17 protein-coding genes are annotated in these 17,967 nt (G+C 68.2%); 4 read left to right on the forward strand and 13 right to left on the reverse strand.

Going from position 1 to position 17,967, the window contains the following annotated elements:
* Positions 1–2: 2 nt before the first annotated feature.
* The gene (locus ABFX56_RS03870; protein ID WP_346231955.1) at positions 3–782 is read left to right on the forward strand and encodes an ATP-binding cassette domain-containing protein; all 780 of its coding nucleotides are present in this window, start codon (positions 3–5) and stop codon (positions 780–782) included.
* Here ABFX56_RS03870 and ABFX56_RS03875 read toward each other — a convergent pair.
* The 9 genes from ABFX56_RS03875 to ABFX56_RS03915 form a co-directional block, all read right to left on the reverse strand.
* The gene (locus ABFX56_RS03875; RefSeq protein WP_346231956.1) at positions 766–3,048 is read right to left on the reverse strand and encodes a transglutaminase TgpA family protein; all 2,283 of its coding nucleotides are present in this window, start codon (positions 3,046–3,048) and stop codon (positions 766–768) included. The two genes, ABFX56_RS03870 and ABFX56_RS03875, sit on opposite strands and share 17 nt — an antisense overlap.
* Positions 3,008–4,240 (reverse strand): DUF58 domain-containing protein, encoded by a 1,233-nt coding sequence (locus ABFX56_RS03880; RefSeq protein WP_346231957.1) that lies wholly within the window; start codon positions 4,238–4,240, stop codon positions 3,008–3,010. Before ABFX56_RS03880 ends, ABFX56_RS03875 begins: the two co-directional genes overlap by 41 nt.
* Positions 4,241–4,286: 46 nt before the next feature.
* Positions 4,287–5,300 (reverse strand): AAA family ATPase, encoded by a 1,014-nt coding sequence (locus ABFX56_RS03885; protein ID WP_428834396.1) that lies wholly within the window; start codon positions 5,298–5,300, stop codon positions 4,287–4,289.
* Between the two features lie 64 nt (positions 5,301–5,364).
* Positions 5,365–6,156 (reverse strand): coenzyme F420-0:L-glutamate ligase, encoded by a 792-nt coding sequence (gene cofE / locus ABFX56_RS03890; protein WP_346233141.1) that lies wholly within the window; start codon positions 6,154–6,156, stop codon positions 5,365–5,367.
* Between the two features lie 2 nt (positions 6,157–6,158).
* The gene (locus tag ABFX56_RS03895) at positions 6,159–7,154 is read right to left on the reverse strand and encodes a TIGR03557 family F420-dependent LLM class oxidoreductase (RefSeq protein ID WP_346231958.1); all 996 of its coding nucleotides are present in this window, start codon (positions 7,152–7,154) and stop codon (positions 6,159–6,161) included.
* A gap of 9 nt (positions 7,155–7,163) precedes the next feature.
* Complete coding sequence (locus ABFX56_RS03900; protein ID WP_346231959.1) at positions 7,164–7,748, reverse strand: mismatch-specific DNA-glycosylase; 585 nt, start codon at positions 7,746–7,748, stop codon at positions 7,164–7,166.
* A gap of 61 nt (positions 7,749–7,809) precedes the next feature.
* Entirely contained in the window at positions 7,810–8,838 is a 1,029-nt protein-coding gene (gene fgd, locus ABFX56_RS03905) for a glucose-6-phosphate dehydrogenase (coenzyme-F420) (RefSeq protein WP_346231960.1), read from the reverse strand.
* A gap of 54 nt (positions 8,839–8,892) precedes the next feature.
* The gene (coaD, locus tag ABFX56_RS03910) at positions 8,893–9,375 is read right to left on the reverse strand and encodes a pantetheine-phosphate adenylyltransferase (protein ID WP_346231961.1); all 483 of its coding nucleotides are present in this window, start codon (positions 9,373–9,375) and stop codon (positions 8,893–8,895) included.
* Between the two features lie 54 nt (positions 9,376–9,429).
* Entirely contained in the window at positions 9,430–11,601 is a 2,172-nt protein-coding gene (locus ABFX56_RS03915; protein ID WP_346231962.1) for an ATP-dependent DNA helicase RecG, read from the reverse strand.
* 296 nt (positions 11,602–11,897) lie between these two features.
* Here ABFX56_RS03915 and rsmD point away from each other — a divergent pair, with 296 nt between their 5' ends.
* Entirely contained in the window at positions 11,898–12,545 is a 648-nt protein-coding gene (rsmD, locus tag ABFX56_RS03920; RefSeq protein WP_346231963.1) for a 16S rRNA (guanine(966)-N(2))-methyltransferase RsmD, read from the forward strand.
* Between the two features lie 69 nt (positions 12,546–12,614).
* On the opposite strand, the gene thiL is transcribed toward rsmD, so the two are convergent.
* Positions 12,615–13,613: a thiamine-phosphate kinase gene (gene thiL / locus ABFX56_RS03925; protein WP_346231964.1), complete on the reverse strand. Its 999-nt coding sequence runs from the start codon at positions 13,611–13,613 to the stop codon at positions 12,615–12,617.
* A gap of 23 nt (positions 13,614–13,636) precedes the next feature.
* Between thiL and ABFX56_RS03930 the strand changes: the two genes are divergently transcribed.
* Complete coding sequence (locus tag ABFX56_RS03930; RefSeq protein WP_346231965.1) at positions 13,637–14,134, forward strand: DUF3515 family protein; 498 nt, start codon at positions 13,637–13,639, stop codon at positions 14,132–14,134.
* A 52-nt stretch (positions 14,135–14,186) separates the two neighbouring features.
* Positions 14,187–14,810, forward strand: coding sequence for a GNAT family N-acetyltransferase (locus tag ABFX56_RS03935; protein WP_346231966.1), 624 nt, complete (start codon positions 14,187–14,189; stop codon positions 14,808–14,810).
* A gap of 12 nt (positions 14,811–14,822) precedes the next feature.
* Here the strand turns inward: ABFX56_RS03935 and ABFX56_RS03940 are convergent, their stop codons facing one another.
* Genes ABFX56_RS03940 through murA form a run of 3 tightly spaced genes read right to left on the reverse strand, consistent with a single transcriptional unit; the run spans position 14,823 to position 17,957 of the window.
* Positions 14,823–15,854, reverse strand: coding sequence for an NAD(P)H-dependent glycerol-3-phosphate dehydrogenase (locus ABFX56_RS03940; RefSeq protein WP_346231967.1), 1,032 nt, complete (start codon positions 15,852–15,854; stop codon positions 14,823–14,825).
* Between the two features lie 4 nt (positions 15,855–15,858).
* Entirely contained in the window at positions 15,859–16,632 is a 774-nt protein-coding gene (locus ABFX56_RS03945; RefSeq protein ID WP_346231968.1) for a lysophospholipid acyltransferase family protein, read from the reverse strand.
* Positions 16,633–16,634: 2 nt separating this feature from the next.
* Complete coding sequence (murA, locus tag ABFX56_RS03950) at positions 16,635–17,957, reverse strand: UDP-N-acetylglucosamine 1-carboxyvinyltransferase (protein ID WP_346233142.1); 1,323 nt, start codon at positions 17,955–17,957, stop codon at positions 16,635–16,637.
* Between the last annotated feature and the right edge of the window lie 10 nt (positions 17,958–17,967).

Genomic DNA, 17,967 nt, shown 5'->3' on the forward strand with positions numbered 1-17,967 from the left:
ACATGACCGGACTGGCGGTGTCCCGAGTCGACGTGCGCATCGACGGGACCCTGCTCCTGGACGGGGTGGACTGCACGGCTCCCGCCGGCTCGTTCAGCGCGCTCATCGGCCCCAACGGTGCCGGCAAGAGCACCCTGTTGCGCGCCATCGCCGCTGCGCAGAAAACCAGCGCCGGCACCATCGATTTCGATGGCGACGACCTGCTGGGACTACCGCGGCGACGGCGCGCGCAAATCGTCAGTCTCGTGGAACAGGATGCCGCCACCGAGCTGGCGCTGAGCGTGCGGGAGGTGGTGACCCTGGGCCGCACACCGTACCAGTCGCTGTGGGGCGACGACAGCCTGGGCGATCGCGACATCGTTGAGCAAAGCCTGGCCGCCGCCCAGATGAACGCGTTCGCGGACCGCGACTTCACCACGCTGTCGGGAGGGGAACGCCAACGCGTCCTGCTGGCCAAGGCGCTGGCCCAACAGCCCCGGCTGCTGCTGCTGGACGAACCGACGAATCACCTCGACATCAGCGCCCAACTGGCGACGCTGCGCCTGCTGAGCTCGCTTGCCGGCACCGGGGTCAGCGTCCTGGCGGCGCTGCACGACCTCGGACTCGCCGCCGCGGCCAGCGACCACCTCATCGTGCTGAAACGCGGCAGGGTGATCCTCGCCGGGCCGACAGCAACGATCCTCACTCCCGAGCTCATCCTCGACGTGTACGGGGTGCACGCGATCGTCATTCAGCACCCGAACACCGGCCGGCCGGTGATCGCATTCAGCCCGCTCGGTTGAACGGCGCGAGCATCCGGTCCCAAATCGAGCGCGGCAGCAGTGCCGCACGGAGGCGGGTGCGGACGTCCGAATGGGTGCGCAATTGCAGGAGTGCCCGGACTACGTCCCCGATGCCGACCACGCCCCTGGTGAGCGTGGTTCCCCCTGGCCTGGCGTAGGACTGCATCTCGACGCCGTGCACCAGCTGAGCCAGGCCGCCCTCCAGGTCGATGCGCGCCGCCGCCGCGAGACTTTTGGCGACCTCCCGCGGCGTCTGGGCGCCGGGGAGTTGCAGTTGAAGATCCTGCGCGCTGCGCAGCACCTCGTTCCACGCGTCGGTGGCCGTGCCCGGTCCGCGCCACAGCCGCAACAAACACCAAATACGTTGCCCCGCCCGCGTCATGGCCGGGATCAGCACGAGGAACAGAACGAGCAGCACACCGCCGAGCGCCGCCCGCCAGACGCCGGTGCTGTCGACGGCGACCGGATCGGTGGTCGATGCGCTCGGGTCATCCGGTGTCACCGCACCCGGGTCTTCCAAGTCGCGCGGGGCGGTACTCGGCGGCGCCGGGTCTGTGGCGGCGGGCGGCGGCGGTACCGGCACACCGGCCAAGCCCTGCACCGCGTAATCGGGCACTTCGCCGCGGCTCACCGTGGGTTCGAATCGTACCCAGCCGACGCCCTCGAAGTACAGTTCTGGCCACGTGTGCAGCTCGTGAGTGGTCACCCGGAAGATGGTTCGTCCCTCGGTGCGGTTCGTGGTGGCGATGCCGGGCAGGAATCCGACGGCCATGCGCGCGGGGATGCCCAGGCTGCGGGCCATCACCGTCATCGCGGAGGCGAAGTGGATGCAGTAACCCTGTTTGACCTCGAGGAACTTGGCGATGACCTGCATGCCTGAGCCGTCGTAGTCTTGCGCCACGGGCGCGCTTTCCGAGTACTCGAAGTCACCGTGCCGGAAGAACTCTTGCAGCGCCAGCGCCTTCTCATAGTTGGAGGCCGCACTGGAGGCGACACGCCTGGCCGTCGAGGAGATGACCTCGGGCATGCCTTCGGGCAACTGGAGGTAGCGGTTAAATTCGGTGGGCACAGTGGTTCCGGCCGTCGTGAGCTGCTCGGGTGTTGGCTCCAACACCAGACTGTCCACGGTGTAGTCCTCGCCCCAGCTCGAACGGTCCGGGCTGGCGACGGTGAGCGCGTCCTTGTCCCAGAACCAGTCGCCGTCGAGGCCGGTGATCGTGACGCTCGGGTAGGGCACCGGCAGCCACGGGCTGTCCAGCTGCTCCACTGTGACATGGGTGCGGTCCACGGTGGAGTCCACGTCCCCGGACAACCCGGGTGGCGGGGCGAACTTCCGGGGGGTGTTCTTCTTGTCGATGGCGACCTTGTCAGGGGTCCAGCCGTCGCCGCTGAAGTTCTGCAGACTCACCAGGCGCAAGTAGTTGCCCTGCCCGGAGTCGGTCGTGTAGGTCAGCGCGGTCTGAATGGCACCGCGCCGCAAGTCGTCGCCCAGGTTCACCACCGGATTGATCCCCGAACTGAAGCCGCCACCGCGGCCGCCGATCGACGGCGACTCCGCGACGGCCGGGAGGAGCACCGGCAGCGCGAGCGTCGCCGCCAGCATCCCGGCGCCGAGCGCCAGCGAGAATCTGACCTGATGCATCCGGCCGCGCCGCTGCAGAAGCCAGAGGTACATCGCAGCGGCCAGGAGGAAAATGACCACGTCGGTGAGCCCGGATGCCGTGATCGCCGGAACCGCGAGCACGACCAGCAGCGGCACCCCGGCCAGTGCGGGGCGACCCAGAGTGATCGCGAGCACATCCGCCAGCACCGCCACAGCACCGACGCCGGCACAGATCAGGAACACGATGGCCGTATTCGGGTCGGCCGGCACGGACTGGCGGTTGACCGAATTCACCGCCTCGCCGATCAGCGCGCCGAAGCGCCCGAAACTTTCCCAGGTCGGGATGATCGCGAGAAACCCGGTGCCCGGGGCGAAGAACGCGGTGAGCACCATCAGCAGCGCTCCGATGGCCGCGAGCGGGGGCGCACCGCGCCAGGAGACGAACGCCCGCAGAGCCGCCGCGGTGCCGAGCACCACGGTGACGACGGCACCGACCACCAACCACCAGGCCAGGTCGGTCAGGAGCACGTGCAGGCCGAGGGTGGCGATCCAGAACGCGAGCAACAGGATCAGGCTGGTGTGCGACCGGGTGTCCTCACCCTCGGCCTCTCGGACCGCCGCGTTACGCTCCTGCACGTTGCGCCTCCCGTGCTCTGGCAGCATCCAGCCACACCGCATCCAGACCGTCCCGTTCGTTGACGGACACGCAAACCCATCCCGCGGCACGCAGCGTCGAGGCAAGTGACGCATTGCGTCGGCTCACGAGGAACGCGATCGCGGTGTCGAACGCCGGCGTGGCGCGCACGAGACGCTCGACAACCTCGTCCTCAGCGTCGGACAGCACGGCGAACATCGACCCCAGCGACCGCGAGACACCCGGCGAAAACGACAGCGCATCATCGGCGATCGGCTGATCGGACAGGCTGACCTCGGCCAGGGAGGCGAGGAATTCCTGCGCCTGGTCCAACGTGGCGACCTGGCGGGGGCAGGTCTCCACGATGTGCACGGCGAACCCCCGCCGCCTCAGATGCAGCCCCAGGGACGCCGTGAACCGCACCGCCCATTCCAGCGAGTCGCTCTCGGGTTCGAAGTCGGCCGTTGCGTCGCGGTGTCCGGCCCTACGGGTGTCGAGCAGGATCCGCGCCTCGGCGTGGGAGCGCTGTTCCTCCTGTCGCACCATCAGGTCGCCGCGGTGCGCGGAGGCCCGCCAGTGTACCCGCCGCAGCGCGTCGCCGATCCGGTACTCCCGGGCCATCAGGTCGTCGACACCACTGGCGGTTTGGCGTTGTAGCGTGCGGCCGGACCCGTCATCCGCGGCGATCATGTGCACCGTGTCGGGCAGCGGGACCACGTCGGGCACGACGAGAACGGTGTGCTTCTCCCCTACCTCGGTCTCCCTCAGGGCGAGTCCGAACGGATCTTCGCCGGTGAGCCGCAGTGGACCGATGTCGAAGACGCCGCGGCGCGGTGGTGTTACCTGATAGCGCAGCACGTGGCCCCGGTGGGCGAACAACCGACCGCTGGGAGGGATCGGCGACAGGATCCCCGAGGGTGCCTCCGTCGAATACCACGGCCACCCGTCCCGCCAGGCGACCGCGGCGCTCCAGTAACGCGCCAGATTGTGCACCTCGACCGTGACAGTGGCGGCCTGCCCCGCGGTGAGCACGGCGGGGCTGAATCGGCGGTCGACACCGAAACTGACCGCGCGCACCCGGAGGAACACCAGAGCGCCCACCGGCAGCAAGATCAGCAGGCTGCCCAGATACACCAGCTCGGTGCGCCCGATCATGTAGGCCCCGAGGATCGAAATCACCCCGAGCACCAGCATCCACAGGCCGCGCCGGGTGAGCCTCATCGTCCTCATCGAGCGCCGGGCGCGCCGCCACAGCGACATGGCGGGATCAGCTCGGGCCGGAGCCGACCGGCACGGTGGTCGAGGCGACGATGCGCTGCACGATTCCTCCCACGGTCTCCCCCGGCCCACTCAGCGCGCGACGCACGGGGATCAGCCGGTGACTGAGTACGGCGACCGCCAGCACGTCGATGTCATCAGGCAACACGAAATCACGCCCGGCCAGGGCCGCAGTGGCCTTGGCCGCCCGCACGAGATGCAAGGTGGCGCGCGGACTCGCGCCCAGGCGCAGGTCGGGATCGTGGCGGGTGGCCTGCACGATCGAGACCGCGTACTGTTCGATGGCCGACGACACGTACACATTGCGCACGGTGTGCACCATCGACAGCAGTTGCGCGGTGTTCACCAGCGGGACGACGTTGTCGAGAGGGCTGACCAGCTCCCGCGACCGCAGCATCGCCATCTCGGATTGTTGGTCGGGATAACCCATCGAGATCCGGGCCATGAATCGGTCGCGCTGCGCTTCGGGCAGCGGATAGGTACCCTCCATTTCGGCCGGATTCTGGGTCGCGACGACGGCGAACGGCCTGGCCAACGGATAAGTGACTCCGTCGACGCTGACCTGGTTCTCCTCCATGCTCTCCAGCAGGGCGGACTGCGTCTTCGGGGAGGCACGGTTGATTTCGTCGCCGATGACGATGTTCGCGAAGACCGGTCCCGGTTTGAATTCGAACTGACGCTTCTCCTGGTTGTAGACGGAAACCCCGGTGATGTCCGACGGCAGCAGGTCGGGGGTGAATTGGATGCGATTGACCGTGCAATCGACCGACCGTGCGAGTGCGCGCGCGAGCATCGTTTTGCCGACACCGGGAACATCCTCGATCAGCAGGTGCCCCTCGGCCAGCAGCACGGTCAGCGCGGTGGTCGCCACCTCGCGCTTCCCGTCGATCACCGTTTCGATCGTGTCGACGATCCGGCGGCTCACGGCAGCGAAGTCCGCCAGCGGCATCCCTGTCACCGGTCGCGCCGCTGACGAATCGATCCTCGGGGCAATACTGTTCATGGTCGGCTCCGACTAAAAACGTAACAGGGTGTGAGTGGAGTCTGCCATTGTGGACGCCGGGAATCTACCTGGCATCCGTGGCGTCTGCCCGAGCGGCGGCTTGCGCGAGCCCGGCGGCGAAGCCTTCGGCCCGTGCCTCGGCGCTGCCCTGACGGAACATGTCGTGGTCGGCGTCGCGGATGATGGAGCGGGCACCGGGTGCGTCGAGACCGACGACGAGGTCACCGAGGCCCCGGACCAGCGCCACGGGCAGATTCGCCGATTTTCCCTTCACGAGGTCCGCGGCGGCGGCGATTTCGTCCCCGACGGCCCGGACGGTGACCTCGAGGGAGCGTCCATTGGCGTCGCGGCCCCCGCGCAGGTCGTCGAGCACGCGGATGCCGGCGGCACCGATCGCGGCATCCGTCTGGCCGACACGCCACGGCCGGCCCAGAGTGTCGGTGATGATCACTCCGACGGTCGCCTCGAAGCGGTCCCGGAATGCCCGTGCCAGGGCCAGTGCCGTCGCATCCGGATCCTTCGGCAGCATCAGTACGGTGCCGTTCGGCGTGTTGCTGGAGTCGACTCCGGCGGCGGCCATCACCAGCCCCAATCGGTTTTCCACGATCCGGGTCAGCCCGCCGGGGTATGCGCGGGTGGCCACGACGCGCACCGTCTCCGCGGTGATGGCGTCCTCGCGGGCCGGGGCGCGAACGGTGCGGCCCTCGGCCTTGGAGACGATCTTCGAGGTGATGGCGAGGATGTCGCCGTCCTGCAGCTGGATTTTGCTGCTCTTCAGCGCGCCGCCGATGATCGCGGCCAGGTCGTCTCCCGCGACGATCTCGGGGATGCCCACAATGGCCGACACACTGAACATGTTCACCTCACCAACTTAGGCAGCACGTCCCGGCCGAACACGTCGATCCAGTCGCGCTGGTTGGGGCCGACGTTGTGCAGGTAGACGCGGTCGAAGCCGAGGTCCAGGTAGCGCTGGATGTTCGCCCGGTGCTCTTCCGGATCTTCGGAGACCAGCATCCGGCCCTGAAAGTCCTCCGCCCGCACCAGCCGAGCCAGTTGCTCGAATTCGAATGGGGACCGGATGTCCGAACGCGGGAACCGCAGCCCGCCGTTCGGCCAGTCGGTGATCGCGTTCGCCGCGGCCTCCTGGGCGGTCGCGGCCCAGCTCAGGTGCAGCCGCAACACCTTGGTGCCCGGACCGCGGCCGGCGTCGCGGGCGCCCTGGTCGAAGCGGGCGAACAGGTCGGGGATCTTCTCGATCGGCGCGCCGTCGATGATGAGCCCGTCCACCGTGCGGCCGGCGCGTTTGGCAGTGACCGGACCCGAGGTGGCCACCAGCACCGTCGGCGCGGTTTGCGGCATGGTCCACAGCCGGCTCGATTCCAGCGTGAAGTATCGGCCGGAGTGCTTGGTGTCGCGCCCGGCACGGGAGGCGGCGAACAGTTTCTGAATCACCTCGATGGCCTCGAACATCCGGTTGATCCGCTCGGCGGTCTCCGGCCAATAGCCGCCGGCGGCGTGTTCGTCGATCGCCTCGCCGGAGCCGATGCCGAGCCAGTGCCGTCCCGGGTACATGGCCGCGAGCGTCGCGCTGGCCTGGGCGACCATGGCCGGATGCCAGCGGTAACCGGGCACGGTCATGCCGGTGCCGAGGTCTCCCGCGGTGGTGGTGCCCAGCGCGCCCAGCACGGTCCAGGCGAAGCTGGCCTGGCCCTGCCGCGGCACCCAGGGTTGGAATCGGTCGGCCGCCATGACCCCGCCGAAGCCGTGTTGCTCGGCGTAGGCGCACAGCTCCAGCACCTCGGTGGGCCGGAACTGGTCCAGCGCGGCAGCGTAGCCGACCCGCAAAGCTGTCATGAGTCGATGCTAGTTGGGGTCGGGCCGCGCAAAGACGTCCAGCCCCGCGGCGACGGCGACCTCCCGATAGGCGGCGCTGAGGTCGCCGAGACTCGAGTGGGCGTTCAGGCCGCTCGGGTTCGGCACCACCCACAGCTGTGCACTCGCGAGCCGCTGGGGTTGCCGGCCGACGACCGCCCTCTGGCGCTGGAACGCTGTGCGGTAGGCGGTGATGCCGAGCATGGCCACCACTGCCGGTTGCAGGACAGCCACCCGCGCGCTGAGGTTCTCGGCCCCGGCGCGCAGCTGTCCCGCGTCCAGCTCATCGGCCCGCCTGGTCGCCCCCGGCACCAGACTGGCGATACCGACGCCTCTGGCGATGAGATGCAACCGGTCATCAGGATGCATTCCACCGGAGGCGTCAATCACGCGGTCGGTGATCCCGGCCTGGAACAGCGCCTTGTAGAACCGGCCGCGCCGGCTGAAATGAGCCTGCATCGCCGCCGATTGCAGGCCAGGGTTGATGCCCACGATGAGCAGACGCAGCCCGTCACCGGTGAGGTCGGGCAGGCTCACGCCGCGGTATGCGTCCAGTTCGTCGCGAGTGAAAGCCACCTTCGCACTCTAAGACACCGGAGCGAAGACACCGCAGAGAAGAATCTGTGTGCGCGGGATGTCAGTGCGGGGCGAGGGCGCGCAGGCGCGGAGCCAGGTCGCGCTCGAACAGGTGCTGGAAGCGGTGTTGATCGGCGCCGGGTGCATGGAAGACAAGGTGGTTCAGTCCGGCATCGACATACTGCTTGACCTGTGCCACCACGTCGGCCGGGTCGTTTCCGACGATCCAGCGGGAGGCGATTTGTTCGATCGGCAGTGCGTCGGCCGCCTGTTCCATCTCGATGGGGTCGTGGATGTCGTGCTTCTGCTGGGTGCTCAGGGCCAGCGGTGCCCAGAACCGGGTGTTCTCCAGTGCGGTGTCGTAGGAGGTGTCGTAGGAGAGCTTGATCTCGATCATCCGGTCGATCGACTCGGCGTCGCGTCCTACGGCATCCGCACCCTCCCGCACGGCCGGCAGGAGCTTGTCGGTGTAGAGCTCCATGCCCTTGCCGGAGGTGCAGATGAAGCCGTCGCCGGCACGGCCGGCGTAGCGGGCCACCACCGGGCCGCCGGCCGCGATGTAGATCGGGATCGGCGTCTGCGGGCGGTCGTAGATGGAGGCACCGTGGGTGGAGTAGTACTCGCCGTCGAAGTCGACACGGTCCTCGGTCCACAGCTGTCGCATCAGGCGCACCGCCTCACGCAGGCGGGCAAAGCGCTCTTTGAATTCCGGCCAGGTCTGGTCGCCGGCGCCGCGGAATCCTGTGGCGACCTCGTTGAGCGCCTCACCCGTGCCGACGCCGAGCAGGATGCGCCCGGGGTACAGGCAGCTCAGCGTCGCGAATGCCTGTGCGACCACGGCGGGGTTGTACCGGAACGTGGGTGTCATCACCGAGGTGCCGATCTGCACCGTGCTGGTCCGTTCGCCGACCGCCGCCATCCAGGCCAGCGAGAACGGGGCGTGGCCGCCCTGATGGCGCCACGGCTGGAAGTGATCGCTGACGGTCACGCTCTGAAAACCGTGGCCTTCCGCCGCAACGGCGAATTCCACGAGTTCGCGCGGGCCGAATTGCTCCGCGGATGCCTTGTAGCCGAGCTTCAGGGGTAGCATGCCGTCCTTTCGTGCAGGATCAACGCTACTTCGGTGTGCTGCCGGAGCGGGGTGCTAGGGGGTCTGCAGGAATTCCGCGACGGCCCGGGGGACGTACGGCGACACGTCGCCGCCCAGCGAGGCGACCTGGCGGACCAGGCTGCTGGAGACGTGGGCATGCGCGGGATCCGGCAGCAGGAACACCGTCTCCACCCCGGCGAGGTTGCGGTTCACAATCGCCATCGGGGTTTCGTAGGCGACGTCGAGTTGGGAACGCACCCCCTTCACCAGCACGCTGGCGCCGACGTCCGTGCAGTAGTCGACGAGCAGGCCGACGCTCCACGAGGTCACGGTGATGTTGGAGGGTAGGTTCGCCTCTGAAATCGACCGTGCGATGAGCGAGACGCGCTGCGCCACCGGCAGCAGTGCCGCCTTGTCCGGGTTGTGCACGACCAATACATGCAGTTCATCGAATATAGCGGCGGCACGCTGGATGACATCGAGATGTCCCAGAGTGACCGGGTCGAATGAGCCGGGGACGACGGCGATCCTGTGCATCTCTTCAGAGTAGCGGTCGATCCGGCCTGTCCGCGGCGGACCTGCCGCGGATCGCTAGTTCTTCGCGAGGAAGTCCCTGGATTGGTCATCGAGGCGGCGAGCCAAGGCGTCGCGGAGCGCGGTGTGCGCGCTCAGCGGTGGATCGGCATCCAGTATCGCCTGGGCGATGGCGCGGGCGTCGCTGATCAGGGTCCCGTCCTTGGCCACGCGGAGCAGCTTGAGCGAGGAGTGTCCGCCGGACTGTGCGCTGCCGAGCACATCACCTTCTTGCCGCAACTCGAGGTCGGCTTGGGCGAGTTCGAAGCCGTCGAGCGTCGCTGCCACGGCCTCGACACGCTCCCGTCCCAACATTCCCGTTTCGGCATGCGTCACCATCAGGCAGAGTCCCGGCACGGCGCCGCGGCCGACGCGACCGCGCAGCTGATGGAGTTGCGAGACGCCGAACCGGTCGGCGTCGAGGATGACCATGGTGGAGGCGTTGGGCACGTCCACGCCGACCTCGATCACGGTGGTGGCCACCAGCACATCGATCTCGCCCGCGGCGAAGGCGCGCATGATTTCGTCTTTGGTTTCACCGGGAAGCCGTCCGTGCAGCGCCTCGATCCGCATCGACGCCAGCAGCGGATGCTGCCGGAGTTCGTCGAGCGTTCCAGTGACGCTGGCGCGGGGCAGCGGGATGCGGGCGCCGTCGCCCATCAAGTCCAGCGGCTCCTGCGCATCTTCTTCGACCAGCGCCGCGTCGATAGCGGGGCAGACCACGAACACCTGGCGGCCCTGGGCAACTTCCTCGGCCACCCTGGCCCAGATGCGCCCCGACCAGCCCGGCTTCTCGGCCAGCGGCACGACATGGGTGACGATAGGGACGCGCCCGGAGGGCAGTTCGGCGATGGTGGAGATGTCGAGATCGCCGAACACCGTCATGGCGACGGTGCGCGGGATCGGTGTGGCGGTGAGCACCAGGGTGTGCGGCGGCGTGCTGCCCTTGCGGCGCAGGGCCTCGCGCTGCTCCACCCCGAAGCGGTGTTGTTCGTCGACCACGATGAGCCCGAGGTCGTAGAAGCCCACCGACTCGCTCAGCAGTGCGTGGGTGCCCACGACAATGTGCGACTGCCCGGAGATCGCCGACAGCAGAGCCTTCTTGCGCACGGCCTGGGGCAATTGTCCGGTGATGAGCGTCGGCCGCAGTTCGGCGGCGAGATCCGGCCCTAGGACCTGAACGATCGAGCGCAGGTGCTGCGCGGCGAGCACTTCGGTCGGTGCGAGGAGGGCCGATTGTCCCCCAGAATCCGCCACTGCCAGCATCCCGCGTAGTGCGACGAGGGTCTTGCCGGAGCCGACCTCGCCCTGCAAGAGGCGGTTCATCGGCACCGCGGAGGCCAGATCGGAGGCTAGCTCGGCGCCGACGGTGTGCTGGTCCCCGGTCAAGGCGAATGGCAGCCTTTCATCGAACCGCTCGAGGAATCCGCCGGGTTCCGGCAGCCGGGGTTCCGCGGGTTGGGCGCGCAGCAGGGCGCGTTGCTGCAGTAGCGCCGCCTGGAGCAGGAACGCCTCCCGGAACCGCAGGGCCTTCCTCGCGGCGCCCCAGTCCGAGTTCTGCTGCGGGCGGTGGATGAGCTCGAGCGCCCGCCGGAACTTGATCAGGCCGCGTTCGGATCGCACCTCGTCGGGGATCGGGTCAGGTAGGTCCCCGAGGGTGTCGAGCACGACGCCGATGGACCGGTGCAGCTGCCAGCTCGTGACGGAGGATGTCGCCGGGTACAGCGGGATCGGCTGCTGCGCGTACTTCAACCCGGCGTCGTCGTCCATCTGGGCATCCGGTTCGAACAGTTCATAGTTCGGATGCGCGAGTTGCTGTTCGTGGTGGTAGGTGCCGATTTTTCCGGCAAAGATTCCGCGGACCCCCGGGCGCAGTTCCTTCGCGCGCCAGGTTTGGTTGAAGAAGGTGAGGGTGAGAAGTCCGCTGCCGTCGCTGATGCGCGCCTCCAGGATGGAGCCGCGCTTCGACCGCATCTTGCGCTCGCTGACCGCGACCACCTCGGCCACGATCGTGACGTTTTCGTCGAGTTCCAACTCGGACAGCGCGGTCAGTTCGCCGCGTCTGGCGTACCGGCGCGGGTAGTGGCCGAGCAGGTCGGCGACCGTGCTCAGCCCAAAGGCCTTGAACAGGGCGGCCGCGGTGCGACCGCCCAGCACAGTGCTGAGCTTGGCATCCAGTGCAGAGTCCACGTTCCGAGATTACTGTCGACCGCCGACCTCCGCCCGCCCCACCCACCGGGCCCGCCCCGCCCGACCCGGCCCCGCACCGCCGGTCTCCCCAAGCCGTGGTGGGTCCCGTTTCAAGGAGTTTCTGTGCTTCGGGTACCTGGCCGCGGGCATCCAGGGTCCTGGACTACAGAAACTCCGTGAAACGGGATCCTCCGGACCGGATCTCGGGGGGGGGCCGGATGTCGGGGGCGGGATGTCTGCGGGGCCGGATGCCGGCAGGGCGGACCGGGGCACGCGGCGCCGGGTAGCGTGGTGGGGTGACACGCATCATCGCCGGGTTCGCCGGATCGCTCGCCTTGAAGGTGCCCGGACGCGGCACTCGCCCGACCAGCGACCGGGTGCGGGAGGCAATCTTTTCAGCGCTCGACGCGCGCGGAGTCATCGCCGGAGCCCGGGTGCTCGACCTGTACGCCGGCTCGGGAGCCCTCGGACTGGAGGCGGCCAGCCGAGGGGCGAGGGCCGTGACCCTCGTCGAGCGGGCACCTGCCGCCGCGGCCGCGTGCCGCGCCAATGCCGCCACTCTCCGACGGAACGCGCCTGAACACTCCATCCCCGGCATCGAAGTCATCGCGCAGAGTGTGCAGAGCTTTCTGGCGAGCGCGTCCAGCACCTGGGACATCGTGTTCCTGGACCCCCCGTACGACCTGCCGCAGACTGAGTTGGCCGCCGCCCTGACGGCGCTGGCCGGGCGGCTCGCTCCGGATGCGACGCTGATGCTGGAGCGCAGTTCCCGATCGAGTGAACCGGTGTGGCCTGAGGGAATCACTGGCGTACGGCGCAAGAACTACGGCGACACGACGCTGTGGTGGGCGCGCGCGGACGGGCAACCTGAAGCGAATAACCCCGAAGCGATGACCCCCGAAGCGAATAGCTCTGCAGCAAAATCCCCCGAAGCGGAAGGCTAGAAGCAGCCCTACCGGCATTGGCCGGAGTCACAGCAGGCCCAGGCGCTGTAGCAGAGCCCGCCGCGATCCTTACCCTGCGGCGTTGTCCCAGCCGGAGAACGGGTCCCAGCCGCCGCCGGAGTACGGCTGCCCGTCGACGGTCAGTCCGTCGCCTTCGCGGATGCGGCCGATTGCGCGGAAACCCGAGGGCAGCACCGTGGCGGCAGGAAACGTTGCCAGCAGGGAGTGGTCCTCCCCGCCGGCCAGTGCGGCTCGCACATCCGGTCCGAGGGCCGCGGAGCGCACGTCGACGCAGACGCCGCTGGCGGCGGCCAGCCGGCGGGCGTCCAGGGCGAGGCCGTCGCTCAGGTCCAGCATGGCGGTGGCACCGCCGAGCGCCGCCGCCTTCCCATCGGCGATCGGTGGGCTTGGCGTGAACTGGGCGGCCATCAGCTCTGGCTCCTCGGCGCGCAGCGCCGCCGCCAGTGCGGCATCCGGATGCCCCGCCGCATCCAGTGCGTGTTCGAACAGCATCCGGATGCCCTCGCCTGCGGCCCCGAGAGCTCCCGACACCGCCACTATGTCGCCGGGCCGGGCACCCGAGCGCAACACCGGCGCCCGTCCCTCCAGGTCACCGAACGCGGTCACCGCGAGCGTGAGCGTCGGAGACACCGACAGGTCGCCGCCGACAACACCGCAGCCCGGAGCCAGTGCCGCACAGGCGAGCCGGAAACCATCGGCGATGCCCTCCAGCAGACTGATCGGGGAGGTCGATGGCGCCGCGATGGCCACCACCAGCGCCGAGGGCACCGCCCCCATGGCCGCAACGTCGGCGAGGTTGGATGCGGCGGCCTTCCAGCCCAGATCGTGCGGACTCGACCACGCCATCCTGAAGTCCGGGCCATGGATCATCATGTCCGTCGTGACGACGAAGCGGCCATCCGGAGCGGCGATCACCGCGGCATCGTCCCCCGGCCCGAGCAACGCAGCGGCAGCGTGCGGCAACCGCGGAAAAATACGGCCCAACACCGCGGCCTCGCCCAGTTCGCCAAGAGTGTCGTCGGAGCGGGCCTCGTGGCTTACTGTCATGCTCAAACGGTAGCCTGAAACCGATGAGACCACAGCACAGACCCGGCTCGCTGGCAGCGCTTCTCGCCCTCGCGCTCGCCGTCCTCACGGCGTGCGCGCCGATCGTCGCGCTCGACCCGGCACCGGATGCGACCAACCCGGACTGCGCCGCCGTGTCGGTACGACTGCCGAAGTCAGTCTCCGGCGAGCCGATGCGTGAAACTAACGCTCAGGCCACCGCCGCCTGGGGAAATCCGGCCTCGATCCTGCTGCATTGCGGCGTCACCGTGCCCGGTCCCTCCACGCTGGTGTGCGTCACCGTGCGCGGCATCGATTGGCTCTACGATCCCAGCGGCGCACCGAACTACGCCTTCACCACCTTTGGCAGGGATCCGGCGACCCAGGTGATCGTCAACGGCGACCAGGCGTCGGGCACGAACGCGCTGGTGGACCTGGCTGCAGCGATCGGAACCATCCCCACCACGCGGCAGTGCACCAATCCCGACGATGTGCTCGAGGAATCCCCCACACCCTCCCCCTGATCCTTTTCGGCGGGTAGCTTCGCGATCATCCGACAAGAGTTAAGGAAGCGCGATGTCCGATACAGCGATTTCCCACGATGAAACACCCCACGGCCTCACAGGTCTCCCGTTCTCGGCCATCGCGATCACCACACGGCGGCTCTGCCTGCGGCCGCTGCGCCGATCCGACCTCGACCTGTATGCCTACCAGAAGCGGGGGGACGTGGTGCGTTACCTGAACTGGGAGGTGCGTGACCATGACCAGTCCGCGGAGTACCTGGAACGGCGGCGGGCGATGACGCGCCTAACCCGGGACGGCGACGGCCTGATCTACGCGGCCGAACTGCCGGACCCGGCCGGCGGACACTCCAGGGTGATCGGCGACATGAGTGTGTGCCTCAAGAGCGCGGCGGATGCGCAGCTGGAGGTGGGCTGGGTGTTCCATCCGGCGGCGCACGGCCAGGGGTTCGCCACCGAAGCGGCCATGGCGATCTTCGATCTCTGCTTCGGCGCGCTGGGCGCGCACCGGGTGTTCGCGGAACTGGACCCGCGCAATGAGGTTTCCGCACGCCTCTGTTCCCGGCTCGGGATGCGGCAGGAGGCGCACCTGCGCGGAAACCAGACCTTCAAGGGCGAATGGGCCGACACCGCGTGCTACGCCATCCTCGACTCGGAGTGGGGCGCCCTCAACCGGTGACCGTGCCGCCGGTCAGCTCTCCGGCTGTGGCTCGTCCGTGCTCGAGGTGAGGTGTGGGGCGATGTCCCGGGGATCCATCGTGCCGGCGAGCACCTCAGCCACCTGCGAGACGATCGGCATGTCGACCCCGGCCGCCAGAGCGAGTTCGAGGATCGGCGCGACCGATGAGAGTCCTTCCGCCGTCTGCTTCATCTGCGCGATGACATCCATGTAGCTGTAGCCCTGGCCGAGCAGCCGGCCCGCCGTGTTGTTGCGCGAAAGCGGCGACTCGCAGGTGGCGATGAGGTCGCCGAGGCCGGCCAGACCAGCGAGCGTTCTCGGTCGGGCGCCGTAGCTGACGGCGAAGTCGGTCATCTCGACCAACCCCCGGGTGATGATGGATGCCTTCGTGTTTTCGCCGTAGCCGACGCCGTCGACGATGCCGATGGCCAAGGCGATCAGATTTTTCAGCACCCCACCGAACTCGGTGCCGATGACATCCGTGTTCACGAAGGATCGGAAGTAGGTGTTGGTCGCCGCCATCGCGACGATCCGCGCGGTCTCGATGCTCTCCGACGAGACCACGGCGGCGGTGGGCTGCTCTTTGGCGATTTCCAGGGCCAGGTTGGGTCCCGAGATCACGGCGACTTGGGCGGGGTCGATGCGTAATTCCTGGCCGAGCACCTCACTCATCCGCGACCGAGTGCCCATTTCGATGCCCTTCATCAGGCTGGTGACGATGGTGTCCGGTGCCAGCAGCTCCCGCACCTGTGCCATGTTCTCGCGCAGCGACTGGCTGGGTACCGAAACGAAGACGATCTCGGCGCCCTCCAGCACCTCGGGCAGGTTGGAACTCGACCACAGGTTGTGGGGCAGGTTGACGCCGGGCAGGTATCCGCTGTTGCGCTTGCTCTGGCAGATCTCCCTGGCGACTTCCGGGCGCCTGGCCCACAGTGCGACGTCGGATCCCCCGTCCACCAGGATTTTCGAGAACGTGGTGCCCCAGCTGCCGGCTCCCAGAACAGCCACCCGACGGGATCCTGGTGCGAACACTCGCACGGGCATCGTGTTACTCAAATCGTCCGGTCTCCCTCTGGTCGTGCTGGCTGGGATCCCACCGCTGTGCCGGCGCTTTTTCGCCGCGCAGGTCCGCCACCAGGGCGGTGATGTCGTCCATGAGTTTCGTGGTCGCATCGGCGAGCGCTGCGGCATCCAGGTTGCGTCCTCGGAAGGTGGACAGGTCGACCGGATCGCCGTATCGGATCACCACGTTCTTGCGGGGAAAGAGACTGATCCGTTTTGCGTAGCGCGGCAGGATCTGCTGGGCACCCCAGCTGGCCGCTGGAATGAGCGGCACCCCTGCTTCCAGGGCCATCCGCACCGCCCCGGTCTTCCCGCGCATCGGCCACAGGTCCGGGTCGCGAGTCAACGACCCCTCTGGATAGATGATTACGCCCAGGCCCCGCTCGGCGAGCCGTTCCGCCGTGTCGAGCGGCCCGCTGCCGCGCGCTGCGGTGCCCCGTTCCACCGGCACCTGCTCGGTCTTGCGCAGAAACCAGCCGAGCACCGGCACCGTGAACAGGGAGGCCTTGGTGAGGTACCGCGGCATCCGACCGAGCTTCCACATGGCCACGCCGATCACGAGCGGGTCGATCTCGCTGTAGTGGTTGGGCGCGAGCACGAACGGGCCGGAGCTGGGCAGTTTGTCGCCGTCCTGGATGTGGTAGCGCCCGAGGAGGTACATCGGGGGCAACACCAGCGACGCCAGAAGGCGGAAGATCCAGGTCCGCTCGGATCGCGGCGTGCCCGAGGTCTGCGCCGCGGGCGTTGTTGCATCCGGCACGATCAGCCCTCGTAGACGAAGTCTGCCCCCAGCGCGGCCAGCTTCTCGATGAAGTGCTCGTAGCCGCGGCTGATGATTCCCACGTTGCTGATGGTGGACTTTCCTTCGGCGGTCAGACCGGCGATGAGGTGGCTGAAGCCGCCGCGAAGATCCGGCACGCGGATGTCGGCACCGTGCAATTTCGTGGGGCCGGTGATGACGGCTGCCTGCTCGAAGTCGCGTCGGGCGACGCGGCGCGGGAAGTCCACCAGTCCGTCGGAGTGCACGACGATGTTGGCGCCCATCTTGTTGAGCGCCTCGGTGAATCCGAACCGGTCCTCGTACACGGTCTCGTGCACGATGGAGATTCCGTCGGCCTTGGTCAGGGCGACGACCAGAGGCTGCTGCCAGTCGGTCATGAAGCCTGGATGCACGTCGGTCTCGATGGTCACCGGGTGCAGCACGCCCCCCGGGTGGTAGAAGCGGATGCCGTCTTCTTCGATGTCGAAAGCTCCGCCGACCTTGCGGAAGACGTTGAGGAAGGTCATCATCTCGCTCTGCCGGGCCCCGGCGACGAAGATGTCTCCCTCGGTGGCCAGGGCCGCGGAGGCCCAACTGGCCACCTCGTTGCGGTCGAACAGCGCCCGATGCTTGTACCCGGTGAGATGCTCGACGCCCTCGATCAGGATGACACGGTTTGGCTCCACCGAGATGATCGCGCCCATTTTCTGCAGGATGGCGATGAGGTCCATGATCTCGGGCTCGATCGCCGCGTTCTTCAACTCGGTGACGCCCTCGGCGCGCACGGCGGTGAGGAGCACCTGTTCGGTGGCACCGACGCTCGGGTATGGCAGGTTGATGTCGGCACCGACGAGCCCGTGGGGGGCGGTGAGGTGGATGCCGGCGCTCTGCTTGTCGACGATGGCGCCGAAGCTGCGCAGCGCATCCAGGTGGAAGTCAATGGGCCGGTCGCCGATGCGGCAGCCGCCCAGGTCGGGGATGAACGCCTCGCCGAGTCGGTGCAGGAGCGGCCCGCAGAACAGGATCGGGATGCGGCTGGATCCGGCGTGGGCGTCGATTTGCGCGAAGTGGGCGCTCTCGACGTCACTCGGGTCCAGCAGAAGCTCTCCGGGAGCGTCGCCTTCCGCCACGATGACTCCGTGCACCTGGAGCAGTCCACGCACGACGCTGACGTCGCTGATGTCGGGCACGCCGCGCAGCACGCTGGGCGATTCGCCCAGCAGGGCGGCGACCATCGCCTTGGTCACCAGATTCTTGGCGCCACGCACGTCGATCCTGCCGCGCAGCGGAGTCCCGCCGTTGATGACGATCTTGTCCGACTTCAGTCCGACGCGC

It is taken from the genome of Parafrigoribacterium mesophilum (assembly GCF_039652555.1).
Lineage (GTDB): Bacteria > Actinomycetota > Actinomycetes > Actinomycetales > Microbacteriaceae > Parafrigoribacterium > Parafrigoribacterium mesophilum.